Source organism: Micromonospora deserti (assembly GCF_003236335.1).
GTDB classification, from domain to species: Bacteria; Actinomycetota; Actinomycetes; order Mycobacteriales; family Micromonosporaceae; genus Micromonospora; species Micromonospora deserti.
In genome coordinates, this window is the sequence record NZ_POUB01000074.1 from 1 (window position 1) to 22,453 (window position 22,453).

At 73.9% G+C, this 22,453-nt stretch carries 36 protein-coding genes; 26 read left to right on the forward strand and 10 right to left on the reverse strand.

Features of this window, described 5'->3' with window-relative positions; all coding sequences use genetic code 11:
- Positions 1–370 (forward strand): SURF1 family protein (locus C1I99_RS13170; protein ID WP_499877946.1); only part of this gene is annotated, 370 nt, incomplete at its 5' end.
- Between the two features lie 28 nt (positions 371–398).
- Here C1I99_RS13170 and C1I99_RS13175 read toward each other — a convergent pair.
- The 5 genes from C1I99_RS13175 to C1I99_RS13195 all read right to left on the reverse strand — a co-directional run bounded on the left by C1I99_RS13175 (position 399) and on the right by C1I99_RS13195 (position 5,702).
- Positions 399–1,982 carry an ATP-dependent DNA ligase gene (locus C1I99_RS13175; RefSeq protein ID WP_111134527.1) on the reverse strand — a complete coding sequence of 528 codons (1,584 nt, stop codon included), beginning with the start codon at positions 1,980–1,982 and terminating at the stop codon, positions 399–401.
- Positions 1,983–2,102: 120 nt separating this feature from the next.
- Positions 2,103–2,309, reverse strand: a complete 207-nt coding sequence (locus C1I99_RS13180; protein ID WP_111134497.1) for a hypothetical protein — start codon at positions 2,307–2,309, stop codon at positions 2,103–2,105.
- A gap of 77 nt (positions 2,310–2,386) precedes the next feature.
- Positions 2,387–3,739 (reverse strand): dipeptidase, encoded by a 1,353-nt coding sequence (locus C1I99_RS13185; RefSeq protein WP_199562105.1) that lies wholly within the window; start codon positions 3,737–3,739, stop codon positions 2,387–2,389.
- 36 nt (positions 3,740–3,775) lie between these two features.
- Positions 3,776–4,912: a M48 family metallopeptidase gene (locus C1I99_RS13190; RefSeq protein WP_111134498.1), complete on the reverse strand. Its 1,137-nt coding sequence runs from the start codon at positions 4,910–4,912 to the stop codon at positions 3,776–3,778.
- A 166-nt stretch (positions 4,913–5,078) separates the two neighbouring features.
- Complete coding sequence (locus C1I99_RS13195; RefSeq protein ID WP_111134499.1) at positions 5,079–5,702, reverse strand: uridine kinase family protein; 624 nt, start codon at positions 5,700–5,702, stop codon at positions 5,079–5,081.
- A gap of 276 nt (positions 5,703–5,978) precedes the next feature.
- Between C1I99_RS13195 and C1I99_RS13200 the strand changes: the two genes are divergently transcribed.
- Entirely contained in the window at positions 5,979–6,380 is a 402-nt protein-coding gene (locus C1I99_RS13200; protein WP_111134529.1) for a rhodanese-like domain-containing protein, read from the forward strand.
- A 157-nt stretch (positions 6,381–6,537) separates the two neighbouring features.
- On the opposite strand, the gene C1I99_RS13205 is transcribed toward C1I99_RS13200, so the two are convergent.
- The 5 genes from C1I99_RS13205 to C1I99_RS13225 form a co-directional block, all read right to left on the reverse strand.
- Positions 6,538–8,085, reverse strand: a complete 1,548-nt coding sequence (locus C1I99_RS13205; RefSeq protein ID WP_111134500.1) for a cobyric acid synthase — start codon at positions 8,083–8,085, stop codon at positions 6,538–6,540.
- Entirely contained in the window at positions 8,082–9,125 is a 1,044-nt protein-coding gene (locus C1I99_RS13210) for a cobalamin biosynthesis protein (RefSeq protein ID WP_111134501.1), read from the reverse strand. The genes C1I99_RS13205 and C1I99_RS13210 overlap by 4 nt, the downstream gene beginning before the upstream one ends.
- A gap of 446 nt (positions 9,126–9,571) precedes the next feature.
- The gene (locus C1I99_RS13215) at positions 9,572–10,294 is read right to left on the reverse strand and encodes a single-stranded DNA-binding protein (protein ID WP_438941408.1); all 723 of its coding nucleotides are present in this window, start codon (positions 10,292–10,294) and stop codon (positions 9,572–9,574) included.
- 31 nt (positions 10,295–10,325) lie between these two features.
- Positions 10,326–11,768, reverse strand: coding sequence for a recombinase family protein (locus C1I99_RS13220; protein ID WP_111134503.1), 1,443 nt, complete (start codon positions 11,766–11,768; stop codon positions 10,326–10,328).
- Complete coding sequence (locus tag C1I99_RS13225) at positions 11,768–12,184, reverse strand: helix-turn-helix domain-containing protein (RefSeq protein WP_158554050.1); 417 nt, start codon at positions 12,182–12,184, stop codon at positions 11,768–11,770. The genes C1I99_RS13220 and C1I99_RS13225 overlap by 1 nt, the downstream gene beginning before the upstream one ends.
- 272 nt (positions 12,185–12,456) lie before the next feature.
- Here C1I99_RS13225 and C1I99_RS13230 point away from each other — a divergent pair, with 272 nt between their 5' ends.
- From C1I99_RS13230 to C1I99_RS13340, 24 genes are all read left to right on the forward strand, one after another.
- Positions 12,457–12,720, forward strand: coding sequence for a hypothetical protein (locus C1I99_RS13230; protein WP_146603947.1), 264 nt, complete (start codon positions 12,457–12,459; stop codon positions 12,718–12,720).
- Positions 12,717–12,905: a hypothetical protein gene (locus C1I99_RS13235; RefSeq protein ID WP_111134506.1), complete on the forward strand. Its 189-nt coding sequence runs from the start codon at positions 12,717–12,719 to the stop codon at positions 12,903–12,905. Before C1I99_RS13230 ends, C1I99_RS13235 begins: the two co-directional genes overlap by 4 nt.
- A 186-nt stretch (positions 12,906–13,091) precedes the next feature.
- Positions 13,092–13,886 carry a hypothetical protein gene (locus tag C1I99_RS13240; protein ID WP_111134507.1) on the forward strand — a complete coding sequence of 265 codons (795 nt, stop codon included), beginning with the start codon at positions 13,092–13,094 and terminating at the stop codon, positions 13,884–13,886.
- A gap of 6 nt (positions 13,887–13,892) precedes the next feature.
- The gene (locus tag C1I99_RS13245) at positions 13,893–14,447 is read left to right on the forward strand and encodes a hypothetical protein (protein WP_111134508.1); all 555 of its coding nucleotides are present in this window, start codon (positions 13,893–13,895) and stop codon (positions 14,445–14,447) included.
- On the forward strand, positions 14,444–14,668 hold the full coding sequence (locus C1I99_RS13250) for a hypothetical protein (protein WP_111134509.1): 225 nt from the start codon (positions 14,444–14,446) through the stop codon (positions 14,666–14,668). The genes C1I99_RS13245 and C1I99_RS13250 overlap by 4 nt, the downstream gene beginning before the upstream one ends.
- On the forward strand, positions 14,668–14,940 hold the full coding sequence (locus tag C1I99_RS13255) for a hypothetical protein (protein ID WP_146603948.1): 273 nt from the start codon (positions 14,668–14,670) through the stop codon (positions 14,938–14,940). Before C1I99_RS13250 ends, C1I99_RS13255 begins: the two co-directional genes overlap by 1 nt.
- 55 nt (positions 14,941–14,995) lie before the next feature.
- Positions 14,996–15,868 (forward strand): PD-(D/E)XK nuclease-like domain-containing protein, encoded by an 873-nt coding sequence (locus tag C1I99_RS13260; protein ID WP_111134511.1) that lies wholly within the window; start codon positions 14,996–14,998, stop codon positions 15,866–15,868.
- Positions 15,865–16,086 carry a hypothetical protein gene (locus C1I99_RS13265; RefSeq protein ID WP_111134512.1) on the forward strand — a complete coding sequence of 74 codons (222 nt, stop codon included), beginning with the start codon at positions 15,865–15,867 and terminating at the stop codon, positions 16,084–16,086. Before C1I99_RS13260 ends, C1I99_RS13265 begins: the two co-directional genes overlap by 4 nt.
- The gene (locus C1I99_RS13270) at positions 16,083–16,991 is read left to right on the forward strand and encodes a hypothetical protein (RefSeq protein ID WP_199562104.1); all 909 of its coding nucleotides are present in this window, start codon (positions 16,083–16,085) and stop codon (positions 16,989–16,991) included. The genes C1I99_RS13265 and C1I99_RS13270 overlap by 4 nt, the downstream gene beginning before the upstream one ends.
- The gene (locus tag C1I99_RS13275) at positions 16,988–17,209 is read left to right on the forward strand and encodes a hypothetical protein (protein ID WP_111134513.1); all 222 of its coding nucleotides are present in this window, start codon (positions 16,988–16,990) and stop codon (positions 17,207–17,209) included. The genes C1I99_RS13270 and C1I99_RS13275 overlap by 4 nt, the downstream gene beginning before the upstream one ends.
- Positions 17,209–17,799 (forward strand): crossover junction endodeoxyribonuclease RuvC, encoded by a 591-nt coding sequence (locus tag C1I99_RS13280; RefSeq protein WP_111134514.1) that lies wholly within the window; start codon positions 17,209–17,211, stop codon positions 17,797–17,799. The genes C1I99_RS13275 and C1I99_RS13280 overlap by 1 nt, the downstream gene beginning before the upstream one ends.
- Positions 17,796–18,101 carry a hypothetical protein gene (locus tag C1I99_RS13285; RefSeq protein WP_111134515.1) on the forward strand — a complete coding sequence of 102 codons (306 nt, stop codon included), beginning with the start codon at positions 17,796–17,798 and terminating at the stop codon, positions 18,099–18,101. Before C1I99_RS13280 ends, C1I99_RS13285 begins: the two co-directional genes overlap by 4 nt.
- A gap of 41 nt (positions 18,102–18,142) precedes the next feature.
- Positions 18,143–18,325, forward strand: a complete 183-nt coding sequence (locus C1I99_RS13290) for a hypothetical protein (protein ID WP_111134516.1) — start codon at positions 18,143–18,145, stop codon at positions 18,323–18,325.
- Complete coding sequence (locus C1I99_RS13295) at positions 18,326–18,784, forward strand: hypothetical protein (RefSeq protein WP_111134517.1); 459 nt, start codon at positions 18,326–18,328, stop codon at positions 18,782–18,784. It begins immediately after the preceding gene.
- The gene (locus C1I99_RS13300) at positions 18,781–19,149 is read left to right on the forward strand and encodes a hypothetical protein (protein WP_111134518.1); all 369 of its coding nucleotides are present in this window, start codon (positions 18,781–18,783) and stop codon (positions 19,147–19,149) included. Before C1I99_RS13295 ends, C1I99_RS13300 begins: the two co-directional genes overlap by 4 nt.
- Positions 19,146–19,538, forward strand: a complete 393-nt coding sequence (locus C1I99_RS13305) for a hypothetical protein (protein WP_111134519.1) — start codon at positions 19,146–19,148, stop codon at positions 19,536–19,538. The genes C1I99_RS13300 and C1I99_RS13305 overlap by 4 nt, the downstream gene beginning before the upstream one ends.
- Positions 19,531–19,731, forward strand: coding sequence for a hypothetical protein (locus C1I99_RS13310; protein ID WP_111134520.1), 201 nt, complete (start codon positions 19,531–19,533; stop codon positions 19,729–19,731). Before C1I99_RS13305 ends, C1I99_RS13310 begins: the two co-directional genes overlap by 8 nt.
- Positions 19,728–19,997, forward strand: coding sequence for an RNA polymerase sigma factor sigma-70 region 4 domain-containing protein (locus C1I99_RS13315; RefSeq protein ID WP_111134521.1), 270 nt, complete (start codon positions 19,728–19,730; stop codon positions 19,995–19,997). Before C1I99_RS13310 ends, C1I99_RS13315 begins: the two co-directional genes overlap by 4 nt.
- Positions 19,994–20,329, forward strand: coding sequence for a hypothetical protein (locus C1I99_RS13320; RefSeq protein WP_111134522.1), 336 nt, complete (start codon positions 19,994–19,996; stop codon positions 20,327–20,329). The genes C1I99_RS13315 and C1I99_RS13320 overlap by 4 nt, the downstream gene beginning before the upstream one ends.
- Positions 20,326–20,760: a hypothetical protein gene (locus C1I99_RS13325; protein WP_111134523.1), complete on the forward strand. Its 435-nt coding sequence runs from the start codon at positions 20,326–20,328 to the stop codon at positions 20,758–20,760. The genes C1I99_RS13320 and C1I99_RS13325 overlap by 4 nt, the downstream gene beginning before the upstream one ends.
- The gene (locus C1I99_RS13330; protein WP_111134524.1) at positions 20,757–21,098 is read left to right on the forward strand and encodes a hypothetical protein; all 342 of its coding nucleotides are present in this window, start codon (positions 20,757–20,759) and stop codon (positions 21,096–21,098) included. Before C1I99_RS13325 ends, C1I99_RS13330 begins: the two co-directional genes overlap by 4 nt.
- A complete protein-coding gene (locus tag C1I99_RS34590; protein ID WP_267897491.1) occupies positions 21,095–21,217 on the forward strand; it encodes a hypothetical protein in 123 nt (40 codons plus the stop codon). Before C1I99_RS13330 ends, C1I99_RS34590 begins: the two co-directional genes overlap by 4 nt.
- Complete coding sequence (locus C1I99_RS13335) at positions 21,214–22,164, forward strand: hypothetical protein (RefSeq protein ID WP_111134525.1); 951 nt, start codon at positions 21,214–21,216, stop codon at positions 22,162–22,164. The genes C1I99_RS34590 and C1I99_RS13335 overlap by 4 nt, the downstream gene beginning before the upstream one ends.
- Positions 22,161–22,424 (forward strand): hypothetical protein, encoded by a 264-nt coding sequence (locus C1I99_RS13340; RefSeq protein ID WP_111134526.1) that lies wholly within the window; start codon positions 22,161–22,163, stop codon positions 22,422–22,424. The genes C1I99_RS13335 and C1I99_RS13340 overlap by 4 nt, the downstream gene beginning before the upstream one ends.
- Positions 22,425–22,453: the final 29 nt, after the last annotated feature.

The following is a 22,453-nucleotide window of genomic DNA, read 5'->3' on the forward strand; positions in this document are numbered from 1 at the left end:
GACCGTCACCGGTCGGGTGCACCAGAGCGAGAGCGGATCGTCCGTGGTCTCCCGGCGCGACGGGAAGCTGGAGACCCGCCGGATCGCCGTACCCCGGATCGCCGGTGAGCTGCCCTACCCGGTGCACGGGGCGTACCTGCTGCTCGACGGGCAGACCCCGGCGGCCGATCCCACCTTCAAGGCGGTGCCGGTCGGGCACGCCAACAACTGGCAGAACTTCGGCTACGTGGTCCAGTGGTGGATCTTCGCCGCGATGACGCTGTTCGGCTACGGCTGGGCGGCCCGGCGGGAGGCCCGCCGGCGGGCGGGCCCGGTCGGGGAGCGCCCCGCCGACCGGGCCGCCGAGCCCGCGCCCCACGGCGCGGCCTGACGCACCCGCCCCTGACCGGGCGGGCTGGTCACCCGGTGGCCCGGCCGGCGTGGATGGCGCGGACCGCGTCGATGGTGTCGGCCTCGGCCGCCGTCTTGTCGGCCCGGTAGCGCACCACCCGGGCGAAACGCAGTGCCATCCCGCCCGGGTAGCGGGTGCTGGTCTGCACCCCGTCGAAGGCGATCTCGACCACCTGCTCGGGACGCACCCGCACCACCCAGTCGCCGCGTTCCACGGCGAGCGACAGGAACCGCTCGGTCTGCCAGCGCAGCAGCTCGTCGGTGAGCCCCTTGAACGTCTTGCCGAGCATGACGAAGTCGCCGGTGCGCGGATCCCGCGCGCCCAGGTGCAGGTTGGACAGCCAGCCCTGGCGCCGGCCGCTGCCCCACTCGACCGCGAGCACCACCAGGTCGAGCGTGTGCCGGGGCTTGACCTTCACCCAGGCCGCCCCCCGCCGGCCGGCGTCGTAGGGGGCATCCGGCGCCTTGACCACCACCCCCTCCTGGCCGGCGTCGACCGCGGCGGCGAACGCCTCGCCGGCCCGTTCGGGGCCGTCGACCTCCATCCGGCCGACGAGCAGCGACTCGTCGACCGCGCCGGCCAGCGCGGCCCAGCGGTCCCGGCCGGGCAGGTCGATCAGATCCTCGCCGTCAAGGTGCAGCAGGTCGAAGAAGTACGGCGTCAGCACGGCCTCGCCGGTGGTCTCGGCGGCGGCGACCACCGCCGGGGCGACCGCGCCCCGGCCGGTGGTGGCGGGTGTGGTGCGCCGCGCCGCCCGGCTGGACGTCTGCTGGAACGGCAGCGGCCGGCCGGTGGCGTCCAGCCCGATCGCCTCACCGTCGAGCACCACGTCCCGGGCGGGCAGCGCCCGCACGGCGGCGACCACCTCGGGCACCCGGGCGGTGATGTCGTCCAGGCTGCGGGTGAAGACGGCGATGTCCGGGCCGGAGCGGTGCACCTGGATGCGGATGCCGTCGAGCTTGACGTCGACCACCGCGGGCGTGCCGGTGGCGGCGAGCGCCTCGTCGACCGAGGGCGCGCTCTGCGCCAGCATCGGCGCGAGCGGGCGCCCGACCTGGATGCCGAAGGCGGCCAGCGCCGTCGCGCCGCCGCGGAGCGCAGCCACCGCCACCGCGCGCAGGTCACCGGCGAGCAGCAGCGCCCGGCGTACGGCGGCGACCGGCACGTCGGCGGCCCGGGCCACCGCGTCGGCGAGCAGGCCCGCCTGGGCGCCCTGGCGCAGCTCACCGCTGAACAGGCCGGTCAGCAGCCGTTGCTCGTCGGCGGTGGCGGCGGCGTAGAGCGCGCCCAGCAGCGCCCGGCGGCGACCCTGCGAACCAGGTCCGTGCACCGCGGCGATCTCGTCGATCGCCGCGTCGACCGCGGCCACGGTCAACGTCGGCTCGGCCGCCGGCGGCGGCAGGTCGCGCAGGCTCGCCCAGCCCACCCCGGTCTGCCGCTGACGCAGCTCGCCGGCAAGGTAACCCGAGCCGGCCGGAACCTCGGCCGGGTCGAGCGAGCGCAGCGCGCCAGCGAGCAGCTCGACCTTGGCCCGTCGGCTCCGGGTGGCGCCGACGGCCGCGGAGGTGGCTGCCAGATCGAGGAACCGCACGGGCTCCATCCTGCCAGCCGACTCCGACACCACCCGGCCGTTGCGCTGCCCCGCCCGACCCGGAGACCGCGACGCGCCGCACGGCGGGTCGATCGAGCCCGGGGGCCGTGGCCGGCCGGGTCAGGCGGAGACCGGCTCCTCGATGCGCAGCCCGCGGGCGCGGACCTCGTCGGCGACCCGGGAGAGCAGCGTGTCGAGCGCGACCAGCGCCGCGGAGAGCTCGCCGATCTGTTCCTTGAGCGTGTCCTCGGACCACGCGGAGACGTCCACGTCCCCCAGAGCGCTGACGGCGGCCTCGAGCCGGGTCATCACCTCGTTCGTACTCATGTTCGAAAGGCTATAACAGCTCCGCGCCCGACACACCGCAAACTCCCAGATCGACCGGGAAGTTACGGTTCCGACACCTAACTCCGCTCCGTGCCCACCCGGGCGACGTTGGCCAGCAGCAGCGCCTCGGACAGGCAGACCCGGGCGAACTCGCCGAGGTGCAGGCTCTCGTTCGGCCCGTGGGCCCGGGCATGCGGGTCCTCGACCCCGGTGACCAGGATCGTGGCCTGCGGGAACATCTCCTGGAAGGTGGCGATGAACGGGATCGAACCGCCGATGCCGATGTCCACCGGGTCGGTGCCGTCCCAAGCGGTGCGGAACGCCGAGCGGGCGGCGTCGAACATCGGCCCGGACGCCTCGATCACGCAGGGGTCGCCGTCGTGTTCGAAGGTGGCCGTCACCTGCGCGCCCCACGGGGCGTGCTTCTCCAGGTGGGCGCGCAGCGCCGCGTACGCCCGCTTCGAGTCGTCGCCGGGCGCGAGACGGACGCTCAGCTTCGCCTTCGCGGCCGGGACCAGGGCGTTCGGCGCCTCGCCGGTGGCCGGCGCGTCGATGCCGAGCACCGACAGGGCCGGCTTGGTCCAGAGCCGGTCGGTGATCCGGCCGGTGCCGATGAACTGGACGCCCTCGGCCAGCCCCGCCTCCGCGCGGACCCGGTCCTCCGGGTAGTCGACGCTCGCGCCCTCCCGGCCGACCAGACCGTCGACGGCGACATCGCCCGCGTCGGTGTGCAGGGTGGCCAACAGCCGGACCAGCGCGGTGAGCGCGTCCGGCACGGCACCGCCGAACATCCCGCTGTGCACGGCGTGCTCCAGGGTGCGGACCTCCACGAAACAGTTGACGATGCCGCGCAACGAGGTGGTCAGCGCCGGTACGCCGATGTCCCAGTTGCCGGAGTCGGCGATCACGATGACGTCCGAGGCGAGCTCGTCCTGGTGCTCGGCGAGCAGCCGCTCCAACGAGTCCGAGCCGTACTCCTCCTCGCCCTCGATGAACAGCACCACGCCCACCGGTAGCGCGTCGCCGAACGCGCGCAGCGCCGCCACGTGCGCCATGATGCCGGCCTTGTCGTCGGCGGCACCCCGGCCGTAAAGCCGGCCGTCCCGCTCGACCGGCTCGAACGGCTCGGACTCCCACAGCGACAGATCACCGACCGGCTGGACGTCGTGGTGGGCGTAGAGCAGCACCGTCGGCGCGCCGGGCGGCGCCGGCTTCCTCCCGATCACGGCCGGTTGGCCGCCGGAACGCACGATCTCGACGTCGAGGCCGCAGCCGCGCAGCAGCTCGGCCACCGCCTCGGCGGAGCGCTCCACGTGCGAGTGGTCGAAACCCTCGAACGCGATGCCGGGGATGCGGACGAGGCGTTCCAGGTCGGCACGGACCCCGGGCAGCTCACGCTCGACGGCGGCCCGTACCTCGGACTCGGACATGATCGGTGTGGTCATGACCGGCATCGTATGCCGGCCTTACCCGGTGGTACCCGCCGAGCCCGGAGCGGCGGCGTCCGCGCCGTTCGTCGCCCCGCCGCCGCCGTCGTCCGCCGGCCGGCCGGCCCGGCGGGCGGCCTCGGCCGCGGTGTCCATCCAGGAGCGGGCCCGCCCGGCCGTGCCGCCGACCCACCCACCGATGTCGGCGGCCCCGTCGCCGAGCCGGCGCAGCAGCCCGACCAGCGGGTCCGTCGAGCGCCCGAACGCCTCCCGGTACGACTCGGCGGCCGCCCTGATCTCCTCCGACACCCGCGCCGAGCCGTCGTCCGCGCGGCGCGGGTACTCCCCGGCCAGCACCCGTCCGTACGCCCCGGAGTCGATCCACTGCCGCAGCGCGGCAGCCCGGGCCACCGGCACCGGATGGGTGCTCCACGCGGTCATCCGCAGCTTGTGCAGGCTGTCCCGCAGGTCGCCGCCGCCCGCGTACTCGGCCGCCTGCTCCAGGAACGCGGTGGTGTCGACCTGGGACAGGTCACCGCCGCCGGCGAGCTTCATCAGCAGCCGCAGCGCCGCCGCCGGGTCCTGCCCGGCGAGCAGGCCGGCCCGGTCGGCGGAGAGTTCCGCCTTGCGCCACCACTCCAGCATCGCCGCGATGATCGCCCGCAGCGCGAACGCGCCGACCGGCAGCCAGCTGAGGTTGGCCGCCCACCGGGTGAGGATCATCAGGATGGTCTTGTAGACGGCGTGCCCGCTGCCCACGTGCCCCAGCTCGTGGCCGAGCAGGCAGCGCAGCTCGTCGTCGTCGAGCTGCTGGACGCAGGCGGAGCTGAGCACGATGAACGGCCGGTCCAGGCCGACCGCCTCGGCGCGCAGCCAGGGCGACTGCGTCACGTACAGCTCCGGGAGTTCCGCCACGTCGAGCGTGGCGGCGGCCTCGGTGTAGCGCTGGAACACCGCCGGGTACTGCCGGTGGTCGACCCGGATTCCGGCGGCCAGGTAGGACAGCCGGAACCCGCGCTCGTTCCACATCCCGAAAAACGTCTTGACCACGTCGTCGAAGCCGCGCAGTTCGCGCAGCGCCACCAGCGCGCCCCGGTCGGCGGGATGCTCCCAGGCGCGTGAGCTGATGCCGGTGAGCGTGATCCGGCGCCGCGCGGGCGCGTCGGCTGCTGCCATGTTGACTCCCCGTTCCCCGTACCCCGACCTCCCCGCATCGTGCCGCAGCCCGCGGCCGGCGTCCATGCCCCGGACGGTCAGGCCGCCCCATGAGGGCACACTGCGGCCGGGGGCTGCGCACGCCGGCGCCGGGGCGGCGCACGCCGGCCGGGGCGGCGCACGCCGGTCAGGGCCGGCGCACGTAGTAGCGGGTGGCGTCGTGGGGCAGGGTGGGTGAGCCGTCGACCACCAGGTCGACCCGGCTCGCGGTGTCGTCGGCGGCGAAGTGCGCCCGTTCCCCGGCGTGCCAGCGGAGCAGCTCCGGCAGGATCCCCGGGCCGTCGCGCCGCACCGCACGGTCGAGCCGCAGCGGCGCCGGGGCGGTGACGAAGACCGACAGGGTGAGGTCCGGCCGCGCGGCCGCCCGCGCCGCGCTCACCCCCTCGACGAGCAGCACGGGCGCAACCGGCACCGGCACCGGACGGGGCAGGAAACAGCGCCGCACCCAGCTGTACCGGTGATATGCCCCCGGGCGGCCGGCGCGCAGCGGCGCGAGCACCCACTCCTCCAGCCGGGGCCAAAAGGTGAGCTGGTCGTCCCAGCCGTCGAGCAGGTCGTCGATGTGCACCACCGGTGGCCGCTCCACACCGGGCAACGCGGCGAGGGCGTCCGCGAGCCGCGCCGCGAACACGCTCTTCCCCGCACCGCTCGGCCCGTCGACCGCCACCAGCCGGGTCCGCCCCAACCGCGCCGGCCCGGCCAGCACCCGACGGGCCAGTCGGGCGTACGCCTCGACCAACGCCACCGCCACGGGGCCGACGGTAACCGGCGGCGGGACCGGCCTGCGCCGGGGCGTCGCGGTTGTGCCGTTGCCCCTGCCGGCGAGGAGGCCGGCGACCCGACCTTGGGCGTCGCGCCGTCGTCGGCGCCCTCGGAGCGGCGGCCGGTCGACGGGGACCCGGCACGCGGGCGCGCTCGCCCTCCCCGAACGGGGTCGCCCGATCGAGCGGTCGTCTGTCGGTGCGGGGCCGTTCACCGGGCGGAGCCCGGGGCGGGGCGGCATGATCGGCTCGTGTCCCACAGCGTGATGAGTCCGGGCGTCGACGCCCTGCTGGAACAGGCCCGTGCCGGGGTTCGGCGGCTGACCCCGCACCAGACCGTCGAGGCGGTCCGCGCCGGGGCGTTGCTGGTCGACACCCGCACCGAGGCGCAGCGGCGGGACCAGGGGGAACTCCCGGGCGCGATCGTCATCGACCGGACCGTGCTGGAGTGGCGGCTGGACCCGGCCAGCACCTGGCGCATCCCCGAGGCGATTGGGTACGACCTGCGGATCGTGGTCGCCTGCCGGGAGGGCTACAGCTCCAGCCTCGCGGTGGCGAGTCTGCGGGCGCTCGGGCTGCACCGGGCGACCGACATGATCGGCGGAGTGCAGGCCTGGCTGACCGCGGGACTGCCGATGTCCGACCGCCCCGCCGACGTCCGCCCGTGACAGTGCGGACGTGGGAGGGAGTAACCGGCGGTTCTGAACGCAGCCGCTGATTGACCGTGCGGCTTCGTCCACGGTCCGGTGACCTCTCCTGCAGCCGCTCCCCGCTGGCTGTTCAGCCGGCGGGTGGGGCGCACCTGCGGCTGCTCCGGGTCGTGGCTCAGCCAGCGGCGGGTGGGGCGCCGGGCGGGATGAAGGGAAGGCCGGCGGGCGCGCCGGCCTCGATGAGACGCCGGAGGGCGTCGGTGTCCAGGTGCTCCTCGACCAGGTCGCCGAGCAGGTCCAGGGAGCGTTCGCGGGCGGCGGCGAAGGCGGTCCCCGGGGCCACCCGGAACCCGGTGCGGCCGGCCAACCGGGCCACCTCGGTGAGGAAGCGCCGGCGGAACGCGTCGGACTCGAAGGCGCCGTGCCAGTGGGTGCCGTGGACGGCGCCGAGAACCACCCCCTCGCCGGTGCCGTCCGCGCAGGTCAGCAGCGGGACCAGTGCCGGGTCGGCAGACGAGACGTACCCGTGGTGGATCTCGTAGCCGCGGACCGCGACGTTCCCGCCGACGGTGCCCGTCGACTGGCGGACGGTCTTGCGTGGATCGAAGGTGATCTCGATCGGGAGCAGGCCGAGCCCCGGCACGCTCCCCTGCCGACTCTCCACCGGGTCGTGAATCGCCCGGGCCAGCATCTGGAAGCCGCCGCAGATGCCGAGCAGCGGCCGGCCGGCCGCGGCGTGGGCCAGGACGGCGTCGGCTAGGCCGCTCCGGCGCAGCCAGGCCAGGTCGGCCACGGTCGACTTGGAGCCGGGCAGGACGACCAGGTCGGCGGCGGCCAACTCGGCGGGCTCCACGGTCAGCCGCACCCGGACGCCCGGCTCGGTGGCGAGCGCTTCGACGTCGGTGGCGTTGCTGATCCTGGGCAGCCGGACCACCGCCACGTCCAGCCACTCGGTGCCGTGCGGCGCGGCCGGGCGGCCGAGCACCCGGCCGTAGGCGAGCGAGTCCTCGGCGTCGAGCCACAGGTCCAGCGCCCAGGGCAGCACCCCGTACGTCGGCCGGCCGGTGACCCGGTGCAGCATCTCCAGCCCCGGCCGGAGCAGTCCCAGGTCGCCACGGAACTTGTTGACCACGAAGCCGGCGATCAGCGCCTGGTCGGCCGGGTCGAGCAGCGCGACGGTGCCGAACATCGAGGCGAAGACGCCGCCCCGGTCGATGTCGCCGACCACGATGGTGGGCAGCCCGGCGTGCCGGGCCAGCCCCATGTTGACGTAGTCGCCGGCGCGCAGGTTGATCTCGGCCGGGCTGCCGGCCCCCTCGCAGATCACCACGTCGTACTCCGCCCGCAGCGCGGCGAGCGCGGCGAAGGCGGTCTGCGCGAGCCGGGGCCGCAGCTCGCGGAAGTTGCCGGCGGTCACCGTGTCGACCGCCTCGCCGAGCAGCACCACCTGGCTGGCCAGGTCGCTGCCCGGCTTGAGCAGCACCGGGTTGAACCGCAGGTCGGGAGCGAGACCGCAGGCCGCTGCCTGCATCGCCTGCGCCCGGCCGATCTCGCCGCCGCGGCCGTCCGGGCCGACCACGACCGCCGAGTTGTTGGACATGTTCTGCGCCTTGAACGGCGCCACCTTCACGCCCTGCCGGTGCAGCCACCGGCAGATGCCGGCGGTCAGCACGCTCTTGCCGGCGTCGGAGGTGGTGCCGGCGACCAGGAGCCCGCCGCTCACCGCCCGCTCCCCCGTCCGCCGGCCCGGGACACGCCGCCGGCTCTGCGCCGGCCGCGGACCACCGCCAGGCCGCGCCGGCCGACGGCCTGCACCAGCCGGCCCACCGTCACGGGGTACGCGGCGGCCAACCCGAGCGCGGCGAGACCGACGGCGCCGGAGATGCGGGCGGCCCGCTTCAGGTGCCGGGCCTCCGGCCGGGGACCGTCGCCGAGGAACGGCCGCACCTCGGAGCGCCCGAAGTAGACGTTGCGTCCGCCCAGCCGTACGCCGAGCACGCCCGCCATCGCCGCCTCGCACTGCCCGGCGTTGGGGCTGGGGTGGTCGTTGCGGTCGCGGCGCCAGACCCGCCAGGCTCGCTTCCGGTCGCCCTGCGCGGCCGTTGCCACCGCGATGGTGAGCAGCCCGGTCAGCCGGGAGGGCGCCAGGTTGAGCAGATCGTCGAGGCGGGCCGCCGGGGTACCGAAGCGGGCGTAGCGCGGTGAACGGTGGCCGACCATCGCGTCGAGGGTGTTCGCCGCGCGATAGCCGAGCAGGCCGGGCAGGCCGGCGACCGCGCCCCAGAGCAACGGGGCGACGACCGCGTCGGAGGTGTTCTCCGCGACCGACTCGACGGTGGCCCGGGCCAGCTCGGGCTCGTCCAGGGCGGACGGGTCCCGGCCGCAGAGGTGGCCGAGCCGCTGCCGGGCCGCGGGCAGGTCGCCGTCGCGCAGCGCCCGGCCCATCACCTCCGCCTCGTGGCGCAGCGTGCGCCCGCCGAGCACCGTCCAGGTGCCGGCGGCCACCAGCGCCGCCCGGGTCACCGGCCGGCGCCGGGTGGCGACCGTGGCGGCCGCCCCGAGCAACATCGGCGCGCCGACCGCGAGCACGGCGAAGGCCGTCCCGGCGGCCCGATCCGGGCGGTGGATCCGCTGCTCCAGGGCACCGGCGGCGCGACCGAACCCGGCCACCGGGTGCCACCGGCGCGGGTCGCCAAGCAGCGCGTCCAGGGCGTACCCCGCGATCAGTCCCGCCGCGGTCGCCACCGACGTCGCCTGCCGCACCCGCCTCACCTCCGGCCGGCAGCGTAGCCCAGCGCCGCCCCGGCCCCGGGTTGCGCACACGCCCCGGAGACACCCGCCACGCGTGGCCAGGACGGGGACACCGGCCCACCACACACCACCGTGCGGTCGAGCCCGCACCCCGCGGGATCCCGCCTCCCACACGCGACACCGCCGTGCGGTCGAGCCCGCACCCCAGGGGATCCCGCCTCCCACACGCGACACCGCCGCACCGCACCGCCGGACGCGGGCAGTCCCATCCGCCGCGCCGGGCCCGGCCGACCGGGCCGGGTCGCACCGGGCCGGGCCGAACCGTCGCCAACGATCGCCCGGCCTAGCCGTAGCTCCGCTGCGACACCTGAGGGCTGGCGGTGGGGAGCGCGGGACCCGGCACGCGGGGTGACGACGCCAGGTCGTCACCCCGCCCCCGTCGTACCGCCGTCCTGCGGTCACACCGGCTGCGGCACCCGCCCCCGGCGGCCGCGCCCGGTCGGCGCGCGGCCCGCACCGATCTCCTCCGGCAGCGGGCTCAACTCGTCTCCGGCGTCGTCGCCGGGCGGGCCGTCGCCCGCCGGCTCCTCGGCCTCGCCGACCCCGCTGGCCGGCCCGTCGTCGGTGCCGTCCGCCGCCTCGTCGAAGGGGTCGAGAGAGCTGTCGACGCCGTCGGCCGGCAAGCCCGGGCCGGGGCGGGGCGCGCTGAAGTCGGGCAGCTCGACATCGTCGTTCAGCTGCCGGTGTTCGGGCCGGGCGGGCGCCTCCTCGTCGGGCACCGGCTCGGTCGGCTCGCCGTGCACCCGGTGCTCGGCCTCGGCGTCCTCGACCGCGATACTGGTCATCGTCGGCCGGTTGCGCAGGAACCGGCCCCGGCCCCGGGACAGGTCGTGACCGACCGCGACCGCCTCCAGCTCGTACAGGGTGCGGTGGTTGCCGGCGTCGTCGGTCCAGTCGCGGGTGTAGAGCCGGCCGCAGACCACCACCGGGTCGCCGACCATCACCGAGGCGGCCACCCCCTCGGCGAGCTTGCGCCAGCAGTTGACCCGCACGCGCAGGCTGTTGCCGTCGACCCAGCGGCCGCTGTCGCGGTCGAGCCGGCGGGCCGTCGAGGCCACCTTGAAGTTGGCCACCAGCGTGTTGCTCTGGGTGGTACGGCGCCACTCCGGGGCGGTGAGCACGTTGCCCACGATCGTGGGGCATTACAGACCGCTACCAGTGAAACTGCACGTCAACCCGCTTGTCCTCCGGCTCTCGCCAGTGCGAGGCGGGGCGGACCTCGATGCGAGAGACGACCGACCGTAGCGCCTTCACCCGCTCGGCGTGCGTCACCTCCGGGTCCCGCCACAGGGCCAGCAGCGCCTCGACGGCGTGCGCCGCGACCTCCGGATCCGGTGGCGCGTCGGCAGGCGCCATGCGGGCCAGCTGCGCGGCGGCGCCCTGCTCCGCGTCCCGCAGTTCAGCCATCGCCTGGCGGTACACGTCCGGCTCGATCCGTTCTCGGGCGTTGTCCTTGACGAGCTTGACCATCGCGGCCCGAGCTTCGGTGATCTGTCGCTGCAGAGCGGCCCGGTCGACCTGGTCGGCGGCCAGCCGGGCTAACCGGTGGGTCCTCGCGCCGTGGTCGGTGCGCAGCTCGGCGCCCCACTCGGCGACCTGTCGCAGCACCTCGTCCTCCACCTTGGCGAGGATGGGCCGGCCCACCCCTGGGCAGGTGCCGCCCTTGACGTCGCCGCGGCCGTGCCCGCACACCAGCCGGTCGCCCTGCCGCTGGAGCTTGTGCTCCTGCGGGCACTCGACCAAGCCGACGAGCGGCCAGGTCGGCGCAAGATGCCGGGGTGGCGTGCCGGCCTCGGCCGCCAGCCGGCCCTGCACTTGCTTCCAGGTCAGGTCGTCGACCAGGGCCTCATGCTCGCCGGGCAACACCTCGTCGCCGGCGATGACCATTCCCCGGTAGGCAGGATTGCGCAGGATCTTCTTGACGTTGGCGGTGTGCATCGCCTTTCCCCGCAGTGCCGCGAGGTATTCGGTGATCTCACCTATGGGATCGCCGGCCGCGTACCGGCGGAACACCTCGGTTATCGCGGGACCCAATTCCGGGTCGGGCACGAGCTGTTTGTTCCGCTTCACATAGCCGAGGGGTCGGCCGTGATGCTGGCCCTTTTCGGCCCGGCGGGCGATCGTATTCGACCAGCCTCGGCCGATCTCGTCGGACTGCATTTCGGCGATCGCCAGCAGGTTGGTGAGCATCCACCGGCCGGTCGGGGTGGACGTGTCGATCTGCTCGGTGGCCGACATGATGGTGACCCCCCTGTTCGCCAGCTCGGCGAGCAGTTGCAGCGACTCCAGCACGTTGCGGCCGAACCGGTCGACCTTGTAGACGGCCAGGACGTCGATCTGTCCGGCGGCGGCCATCCGCCGAACCTTGTCGATGCCTTCGCGGGAAAAGTTCCGGCCTGTCTGGTCGATGTCGTCGACGACAGCGACTTCTCGCAGTCCGGCGGGCGTGGCCATGCGGCGGATGGCGGCGAGCTGGATATCGGGGCTGTGGAAGTCGTCGCCGCCGCGGCCCATGAGTTCGGAGACGCGTCGATAGGCGACGAACCGGCGGGGCTGGTCGGGTACGGCGGCGAGGTTGCCGCGACGGCGGGGCATCAGCTTGCGGCGCGGCCCCGCCGGCGGATGACGCGGCCTGGCCGCTCGGGCTGCGCGCTCTCTGCGACCTGGGCGAGGTATTTCAACGCGGTCCGGATCGCGTCCTTCTCGGCCTCCGGCGTGTCGGGGCTGGCGAGGCGTCGCATGATGACCTGGAGGTCTGGGTCGAGCGCTTCCTCGGGCGCGCCCTCCATGTTGCCAGCGGCGCGCAGCGCGTTGGCCGGGTCGTCGCCGAGCGCCTCGGCGATCTGGCGCACGCTCGCGACGTTGGCCCCGCCCTTGCCGGCGATCCAGCGGAACAGAGTCGCACGGTGAATGCCGGACTCGCGTGCCAGTCGGGCAACGCTCCAGCCGGGGCGGTCGGTCATCCGCCGCAGATACTCCGCCCAGCTCTCCCGCTTGGCACCGTCGCTCATATGCACACGGTACGGCGACCCGAACGGATCTTGATGCGTCGCCTCCGGTCGCACTTTGACGACGCGTAAGTGCAGCTCACGGGGTCGGTCGACCTGTCGCTGTCCTGCTACGGCTCTCCACTGCGCCATGCCCTCAGACCCCCTGATTGCGTCGCTTACTTGCGACGATAGGGCACGAGCTACCCCCGCCAGGGTCAGCCGAACGGCTGATTTCGTCGCTAACCTGCGTCGCACCTTGCGACGTAACAATGCGACGGTCTACCGTGGCGAACATGGAAGCGACGCAAAAGGGCGACGCATCGACGGCCCGCAGTGACGCGAAGGTGCGTCTACGCGTGGGCGTCTACGACGCGCTGGCGGCCGAAAGGGCCGGCGTGACGACGGTGGTCGCCCAGGCCAAGCTGCACGGCATCAACCGGCAGCACATGTTCCGAATCCGATCCGGGAAGTGGCAGCCGAGCCTGACGGTGGCGATGCGCATGGCCGCCGACCTGGGCACGACGGTGGACGCCCTGTTCGAGCGGGTGGACCGGTGACGCACCCGCCCGGCGGCCCGTCGACCCCGCCGCCCCCATCCGGGCCGCGCAAGCCGATCAAGCCGATCGACCCCGACAGCCCCGGCGGCCGTGCCGCGGCCGAGGCGCTGAGCCAGGTCCTGGCCGAGATCCACGTGGCCGTCGCCCAGCGGCGCGCCGCTCGCCAGCAGCGGAAGGCGGCCTGAGCGATGAAGACCACGCATTACATCCGGCAGGAGAAGGCGATCGCTACGACCGGCGCCCCGGCCTGATCCCCGGGCGGCTGTCCGCGACGTAGGGCTCCGGACGGCCGCCCGGCCAGCAAGAAGCGGGCCGCCTCTCGCCAGGCGACCCGCCCCGTCCACCGACCTACCACAGAAGGAGACAGGTCGATGTCCCAGCAGAGTAGCAACCCGCAGGAGTGGCTCGCCGCCGGCGAGCTGGAGCGCCGCCAGCACGTCCTCATCAAGGGCGGCGGCGCGTCGACCGTGTTCACGGTCGAGCACTCGCTGCCCTACCGCAGCGGTCCCGACTCAATGGTCGCGCTCACCCTCGCCCCGGTCGGTGGCGGCGAGCCGCAGGGCGTGAAGTGGTCCGCTGACTACCTGGTGCGGCTGGCCACCGAGGATCAGGTGGCCGACGCGGTCGAGGCCGTCCGCCGCTGGACGGTCGTCAAGGGGCTGCGCGACTTGGCCGACCTGATGGCCGACGTTCGTCCCCGGGTGCGCGCATACGGCGGCCCGTCGGTGGGCGTGCAGCTGCTCGATGGCGAGGTGACGCGGCTGTCGGAGGCGCTGGACCTGCCGCTGTCCGACTGTGGGTCGGCGTCAAAGAGCCTGACGTGGCAGTCGGAGACGTCGGACTTCAGCGACGGCGTGACGGTGACGTTCTACGGCAAGCCGGCCCTGGAACCGGACGAGGTGGAGCAGGACCGGTTTTTCACCTTCGGCGCCGGGCAGCAGTTCGACGGCCGGTACGTGCGGTTCCGAGGCACCTACGACAGCGCCCGGGCGGCGATGATCGCGCGGTTCGGCACCGCCTGGTGTGCGCAGTACGACAGCCTGAGCCCGATGCGGGGCTTCCCGGTGGGGCTGGTCGAGCTGCCGGAGGCGGAGTGGCCGGAGCCGGCCGGGCAGCCGCAGGAGCACGCGGACGAGCCGGCGCCCACCGAGCAGGCCGGGGCGTGACCGGCCATGCGCTTCCCCCTGACCGCCGATGAGCGCACCTACCTCGACGACCTGTGGCGCAAGCTCCGGCACGCCACGCACCAGACCAACACCGCGTCCGCCCGGTGGAACAAGGTCAACGACGAGCTGACCAGCCTCGCCGAGAGGTCCGACTGGGACGACCTGAAGACCGACCGGGTCAAGGCCGTGAACCTCCGGCTGAACGGGGCGTACGCGGCGTGGAACTTCTGGCAGCAGGAGGCGCGTCGGCTCGCCGCCGCCATCCAGGCAGAGCGTGCCCTGCGCGAGCTGATGGGTGTCGTCGACGACGACCCGACTGGTCTCGGCTACTCCCGCGACGACGATGACGACCTGCCGCCGCCTCCGCTGCCGGAGGGCGTCGACGGCCTGTCCATTACGGGCCGTGCGCCGCGGCGGCGGCCGTCTCCGAACGCCCCGGCCGGCTCCGCCTTCGACACCGTCGAGCGGCGCACTCATCAGTCCTCGGGCCGGCCGGGGTCCGAGCTGGGCGCGGCGGGTGCGGGGGTGCCCGCCGCGCCCACCGGGGGTGACCGGCGATGACCGCCGCAGACATCGTGCTTCTGCTGCTGGTGGTCCTGTTCGCCGGCACGACCGTGCTGTTCGCGTGGCTGTGGCACCGCCGCCCGGCACCGCGGCCCTCGCTCAACGCGCAGGCCCGCACCGCATGCGCGCCTCTCCAGCCCGACCACCCCGCCCTGCCTGAGCTTCCCTTCGCCGAGCGGGTCGAGCTGCGGCTCGCCCTGAACACCAAGGAGTCCTGATGCCTACCGATGTGCTGGCGGCGACCGTCGTCCCGGTGCTGCTGATCCTCGCCATCGCGTACCCGCTGCGCCCGCAGGGCGGCCGGCTCCGCGCCCGGCCGGTGCCGGCCCGGAAGCTCCTGGCCCACTGCGCTGTGGATCGGGAGTTGGGCCTGGTGCCTGACGACGAGTGGGGCGGGGTGGCCCGGCCGTCGCTGTGGACGGTGCCGGCCGCGCACCAGACCGCCGCCCGGGACCTGACGGGCGCGTTCCCCGTGGTGGCCGTCGCATGACCAGGAAGGTCGGCCCGTACGGCCACCCGGGGCACCTCTCGGAGATCGAGCCGCAGTGACCGAGGTCAAGCCGTTCGTCGTCGAGCGCCCCGGGATCTATCTCGGGGTGCCCGACGACGTCTACCACGCCGACCCGGTCCCCGGCGGCAGCCTGTCGAGCACCGGCGCCCGGGACCTGCTCCCGCCGTCCTGCCCGGCGAAGTTCCGGCACAAGCGCGACAACCCGCAGCCGCCGAAGAAGGAATTCGACCTCGGCCACGCCGCGCACCACCTGGTCCTCGGCACCGGCCCCAAGCTCGTCGTCGTCGACCGCCCCCGGTGGGACACCAACGAGGTCAAGGCGCAGGTCAAGGCCATCCGCGACGCCGGCGACATCCCGCTGAAGCCGGCCGACATGGACCGGGTCGAGGCGATGGCCGAGAAGCTGCGCGAGCACCCGGAAGCGTCCGCGCTGCTGCGGCCCGGCACCGGCCAGCCGGAGGTGTCGCTGTTCTGGATCGACCCGGAAACCCGGGTGAAGTGCCGGGCCCGGATCGACTTCCTGCCGGACGCGCCGGGCGGCGACCGGCTGATCGTGCCCGACTACAAGACCTGCACCACCGCCGAGCCGGAGGCCCTGCAGAAGGTCATCTCCGACCGCGGCTACCACCGGCAGGGCGACTGGTACGAGGGCGGGCTGCGGGCGCTGGGCCGGCACCCGAACCCGCAGATGGTCTTCATCTTCCAGGAGAAGGAGCCGCCGTACGTGGTGACGGTGGCGCAGCCCGACCCGACGGCGCGCCGGATCGCCGCGCACCTGAACCGGGAGGCCCGGCACGTCTACCGCAGCTGCGTCGAGTCCGGCCGGTGGCCGGGCTACACGGACGACGTCGCGCTGATCAGCCTGCCCGGCTACATCGAGAACCGCTACGCCCAGGAGCTGATGTGAGAGCCCAACTGCCCGCATGGGTCTACGACCTGGTCATCGAGCTGGCCGACCAGGAGGGCGTCCACCCGAAGTTGCTCTTCGAGTCCGGAGCATTCGAGGGCACTCGCGTCTACGACTGGTGCCCGTGCAAGGCGCTGGAGCGCGTCCCGGCCGACATCCGCGAGCAGGCACAGGCCATCCGCAGCTACAAGCGCCAGACCACCAAGGAGAAGTCGTGAGCACCAGCCAGCGCGCCATCGAGCGCGTCACCCCGGCCGCCGTCGTGCCGCCCGCGGCCACCCAGACGACCGCCGTCGAGCAGGCCCGCGCCGTCGCCGAGGTCGCCGCCGCCGTCCAGGTCGCGCAGCAGAACCCCCGCGACATGGGCCGCGCGTGGGCCGAGATGAAGGCCGCGTGCGGTCGGCTCGGCCTGGCCTCCCGCGCGTTCTACTCCGTCCGCAACCGCGGCTCCGGCCCGTCCGTGCACCTCGCCCGCGAGCTGGCCCGGATCTGGGGCAACCTCGACCACGGCGTGCACGAGCTGCACCGCGACGACGAGCGCGGCATGTCCGAGATCCGCGCGTACGCGTGGGACCAGCAGACGAACGTCCGCTCGTCGCGGACCTTCCAGGTGCCGCACGCCCGGATGTCGAACGGGCAGCGTAAGCCGCTGGTTGACCTGCAGGACGTCTACCTGAACAACCAGAACATCGGCGCCCGGGCGGTCCGCGAGGCCATCTTCACCGTGCTGCCCGCGGACTTCGTGGCCGAGGCGCAGGACCTCTGCCGGCAGACGATCGAGCGTGGCGACGGTAAGCCGCTGGTCGACCGGGTCACCGACATGGTGACCGCGTTCGCCGGGATCGGTGTGCGGGTGCTGCAGATCGAGGACCGGCTGGGCCGTAAGCGCGGGCAGTGGACGGCGGCCGACGTCGCCGATCTGGGCGTCGTATTCCAGTCGATCCGGCGCGGTGAGCTGTCGGTCGACGACGAGTTCCCGGCCCGAGTGACGGGCGACGAGATCACCGCGCAGGCTGCGGCGGCGCCCGCCGCCGTCGAGCAGCCGGCCGCCCCGCCGCCAACGACCCAGGACGCATGGGGCGACGTCGAGGTCGCGCAGCCCGGATCGAGGGCCGGGCAGTGAATTGGGACGACGAGTACGACCACAGCCAGCCGAAGGAGGAGCCGGACTGCCCGCCGTGCGGTGACTCCGGCTACATCGGCCGGCGGAACTGCCCGAACTGCAACCCGACCCGCCTCCAGCACCTCTGGTGGCGGCTCACCTGGCGGATCAGGTCGCGCGCCCGGTTGATCGCTGATCGCCTGCGCGGCCGGCAGTACGACAGCGAGGCGCCGTTCTGATGACCGAGCTGCGCATGGTGGCCCTCGACCTTTCCCTCGCCGCGACCGGCGTGGCCGCGACTCACGATCACCACGGCCGGGGCGGCCTGCTCGCCCGGACCGTCCACACCGCCCGCACCGCCCACGGCCACACCGACATGGACCACGACCGCATCAACGCCGTCCTGCGCGACGTCGCGGCCGCGGTGAAGTGCCGGCCGCACCTGGTGGTCGTCGAGTGGCTGCCGCAGTTCGACGGCAAGGGCGCGACGACGCTGCGGCTCGCCGAGCTGCACGGCGTCGTCAAGCACTGGCTGCACGCCCAGCGGATCCGGTACGTCGACGTGCACCCGCCCGAGGTGAAGACGTGGGCGACCGGGAAGGGCAACGCCAACAAGACGCAGGTGTTGGAGGCAGTCGTCTCCACGTACGGCCGGCTGCTGCACGTCGACGGCCACGACCAGGCCGACGCGGTGGCGCTGCTGACGCTGGGCCTGGCGGCGTACGGGCAGCAGGTGGTGCCGCTGCACAACCCGCACCAGCGTCGGGCGCTCGGCAACGTCACGTGGCCGACGTTGGCCACCGAGTCGGGGCCGGTGGTGCCGGTATGACGGGGTCGCTGCCGCCGCACATCCTCGCGTCCGTCGACCAGCACAAAGCGCTGCTCGCCGAGCTGGTCGCCGGCGTCCGGGAGCACGCCGACGCCGAGATGTGCGAGGTCGTCGACGTCTGCCCGGGCCCGCGCGTCGTGGACGCGCTGAACGAGCTGTGCCCGCACACGCGGGATCGGCTGCTGTGCCTGGCCCTGGCCGAGTTGAACGCCCTCGACTACGGCGCCCCGGTGCACCTGACCGACGCGGCGCTGGCCGTGCTGGACCGCCCGGAGGGAGGCGGAGATGACGACCACAGCTGAGCCGCAGGTGACCGTGCTGGTGGTTCGCCGGGAGGTGCCCGGTGCTGCGTGACCTGCTCGGGCGGCTCGTCGACGCCGAGATTCGCCGGCTCACCGCTGAACGCGACCAGGCCCGGACTGACCGGGACCGGGCAACCCGCGCGGCCGCCCGCTGGCACGCCGCCGCCCTCATCCACAAGGCCCGGGCCGACGCCCTGGCCACCACCCACACCAAGGAGCAGTAGGTGACGGTCAACATCAGTGCGAAGTTCTCCAAGGAGAACAAGCCTCGCAACGGCCTCGTGCAGATCGAGAGCAAGCTGGTCGACGACGACCTGCTCCACGCCGAGTACTGGGGCCTGGTCCGGGTGAAGCCGAACTTCTACAAGGTCGACGGCGAGGACGGGTCGCGGACGCCGACGGTGGAGATCGCGCACATCGAGGTCGTGACCGATGAGGCGGACGTCGAGGTGGTCCGGACGCTGTTGCAGCGGCGGTACAAGGACCGGACGGGCATCGACGACCAGGAGCCGGCGGACCTGTTCTCCGTGCTGCCCAGCGGTGAGGGCGACGGTGACGGCGCCGGGGAGCGGCGCGTGCCGGAAGCGTCGGCCGAGGAACTGGTGGCGGAGCACCGGGAGGCGCAGGCGGCGAAGGCGGCCGCGCCGGCGGCCGAGTTCTCCGGCGGCGGTGACGCGGCGTGAAGCGCCTCTACGAGATCGACCACCCGTACTACGGGCCGGAAGGCTACACGGAGGACCTCGAATCGTTCGCGGAGCTGCGCGAGGTGGTTGAGGCCTCCGACGAGGACATGAGCTTCGTCTACCGCTGGGACTGGTTTGACTACTCCCGGCCGCAGCACGACAGCCTGTTCGTGGAGGGCGAGGATCGCTCGAAGCAGGAGCTGCGCCTGTTCATGGTTCAGCCCCGCAAGAGCCAGTTCTGGATCGTCACGTGCCCGGTCACGCACGGCCAGCACGACGAGGTGCTGACGTGGCTGCGGGGCCCTCGGGTCCTCGGCGCACTGCGGAAGCTGTGGGAGCCGCTGCTGGACGGTGAGCCGTCGTGACCGCCCCGGTGATGACGACCGGCGAGCTGCAAGCCCGCGTCAACCGGGGAATCGCGTGGCTCGACGCCAACCACCCGGACTGGTGGAAGGCGGACCGGCCCGACCAGGCCGGCCCCTGGGAGGGCGGCGGCCCGATCGACGTCGATGAGCTGGTCATGTCGCACAACTGCTACTGCGTCCTCGGCCAGCTGCTCGGCAACTACTACCGCGCGCCGATCAGTGTCGACGAGGCGGTGGCATTCGGCTTCGACACAGCCATCGGAGCCACCGCCCCCAATCCCGACATCACCGAGGTCGACGCGGCGATGGCCGACGAGTTCGACGCGCTGCGGGAGCTGTGGATCCGGGTGATCGAGCAGCGGCGGGCGGAGGTGACCGGCCGTGGCTAGCCTCTTCGGCCGCACCCCACCGCCGGTCGACCCGGTCGACCCGGACGTGCGGCACGCCCAGCTCACCGCCCGCCACGACCAGGCCCTCGCCTACATCGAGCAGCGGCTCCGCACCGCCGGCCCCAGCGGCACCCTCACCGACGCCCTGCTGGACGTGCGGAACCTGCTCCGCCCACCCGAGCGGCCGTCATGAGCGACCACGACGAGCTGTACACCGCGCTCCTCCGCGAGCGGTACGCCGCGCCCCGGCTGGCACCGACACACCCCGTGCCGGCCCCCAGCCGGGGCGCCGGCATCCCAGACCAGCACCAGCGGGCCGCGTACCTGCTGCGGCTGCACGGCTACGGCTGGACCCCGGCGCAGATCGCCGCGGTGACCGGCGTCGACGAGGTGTACGTGACCCAGGTCCTCGCCCGCGCGGGGCGCACCCGGGCATCCGAGGAAGGAGTGGCGGCGTGACCACGATGACGCTGGCGGCGCCGACCGACACCGGCCGGTGCGGCGAAGAAGCCGGCCACGTCCGACACCGCCGCCGCGGCGAGGTCCCGTGCCAGCCCTGCCAGGACGCGGCCAACGAGGCGCACCGGCGCCGGCACCCGCACCGGTCACAGCTGCGTGACGCGCGGGCGGAGTTGGACCGGCAGCCACTGCCGGCGGTGCTCGGCCAGCTGGCGGGCCTCGACGTGTGGCACGACTTCCTGCCGCTTGGCATGACGTTGTGCGCGTGGTGTTTCGGCTGGCGGGACGACCCGCGGCACCCGGTGGTCGGCGGCCCGGTGGTCGGCCGATGAACGACGACATTGTGATCGCCTGCGCGGACCTGGTCGGCCGGGCCGGCGCGGCCGGGTTCGAGATCGGGTACGCCGGCGACGAGCACGGGCCGACGGAAGAGGCCCGGTGGTACGCGGTGGCCACCTACCGGGGCGCGCGGGTCATCGCCGACGAGCACCGGTCGCCGACGGCGGCCGCGCTGGCACTGGCAGAGCGACTGCTGGCCGGCGCGACGTGCCGCTGTACGCGGCCGGTGAGCCTGTCCGACGATCGCCCGGGGTGCCGGTGGCGGCTGGTTGGCCGCCGGTGGGAGCCGGGCTGTGACGCCGCGCCGGTGCGCGTGGCCGGCGGCCAGCGCGGCGATATGGCGGCGATCGAGCGGGCCATGGCGCAGGTGCCGCCGGGCGGGAACCGTGCCGAGCGTCGGGCGGCCAAGCGGAGGCGGCGGTGACTGGGCTGCTGATCGCCACCCACGACCAGGCCGTGCACGCCATCCGCGAGCACGTCCGCCGGCCCGGCGTCGACGAGCTGCTGCGCGGCGTCGTCCTACGCGTCCTCGACGTTCACTCGTCCGATCCGTCGTCGACCGGCCGGCCGGACCCCGACTGCTTCGGCTGTCAGGGGCGCGGCTGGTTCGACGCGCCGCACGGCGGCCGGGAGCACTGCCACTGCCGGTGTCCGTGGTGCCTCGGGTGTGAAGAGCCGTTGTGTTTCGGTCCGTGCCCGACCGTCGAGGTGATCGTCGAACGGCTCGACCTGACGGCCTCCACCGACGGGTGGCGGCCGTGACCGAACCGAGCGTGCGGGCGGCGGTGATCCGGCACGTCGTGCCGCTGCTGATCCGCGCCCGCCGTCTACGCCCCCGGCGCGCCCGGCTGCTCGCCGTCAAGCTCAGGAGACACCGTTGACCGACAACCGTGCCCCGATCGACCCGGCTCGCGTGCTCGCCGCGCTCGAGGTCCTCGGCTGGCCCGACGACCGTGGTGAGCAGTACGCCGAGGACGCGGCCGTCATGCCCGCGGAGGCACACTACCGGCTCGCCGAGGACGTCATCCGCGCCGTCGACGCGGCCGGCTGCCCCTGTCTGCCCGGCGCGCCGTCGCACCGCCACGGCGCCGGCGGCTACTGCACCGTCGGCTCCCCGCAGCACCACGTCATCACGTTCGCCGACGACGGCACCTGGTCCCTCGAGCACCCCGCCACCTGCCCGCCCGGCAACGACCCCAGCGCCACCGACTGGGACTGCCCCCTCCGCCAGCTCGCCGAGCGGCAGATCACCCCCGACCTGGCCGCGCTCGTCGCCGGCGGCCGGTACGCGTGCACGGTCAACGACCTGCGCGACGTCTTCCAACTCGAGGACCGCCTCCACGACGACCAGTGCACGCCGCCGATCTGCGCGGCCTGCGGATGCTGGTGCCACGACGAAGAGCCCGACCCGGACGCCGTCCAGGACTTGCTCGACGACGCCACCCGGGCGTTCGCCGCCGCCGACACGTCGTCCGAGCGGGTGGAGGTCATCCGCGACCTGCTCGCCGGCTGGTACGCCGCGTGGCCGGCCGGCGCGGTCACCGACGAACACGAGGGCATCGCCCACCAGATCGTCGCCCTGGTCTACGCCGCCGAGGCCGCCGTCAGCCCGCCGCACAACGACCTGGCGGACCGGCTCGCCGCAGCCCTCGCCGACGTCGTCCGCCGCTGCGACAGCGGCGTCCCGTTCGGCGCTGGGGGCGGCCGGCACACCGGCTGGATCCGCGCCGACGTGGTCGACGGCTGGCGGGCGCTGCTCGCGGAGCACGCCGACCGGTCGACGGGCCGCCCCGTCGTCACCGTCGAGCTGGACGGGATCAGCCGATGACCGCCACCAAGCACTCCGCCCGCGTGTTCATCGCCGTCGACCCGGTGCAGGACTACGAGGAAACCCTGACCATCTTCGGCGTCTACGGCTCCCTCGCCGCAGCGCAGGTCGCCGTGCGGCAACTACGCACCCGCCCCGATGGCTTCTACGCCTGGTGGCCGGGCCGCATCACCGAGGTGCAGGAGTGGGTCGGCGACGAGCACCGGGCGACCTGGACGTACCGCCCGACGTCCGGGTGGAGCGGGAGGACGGACCCGTGACGCACCAGGCAGCGATGATCCCCCACCCC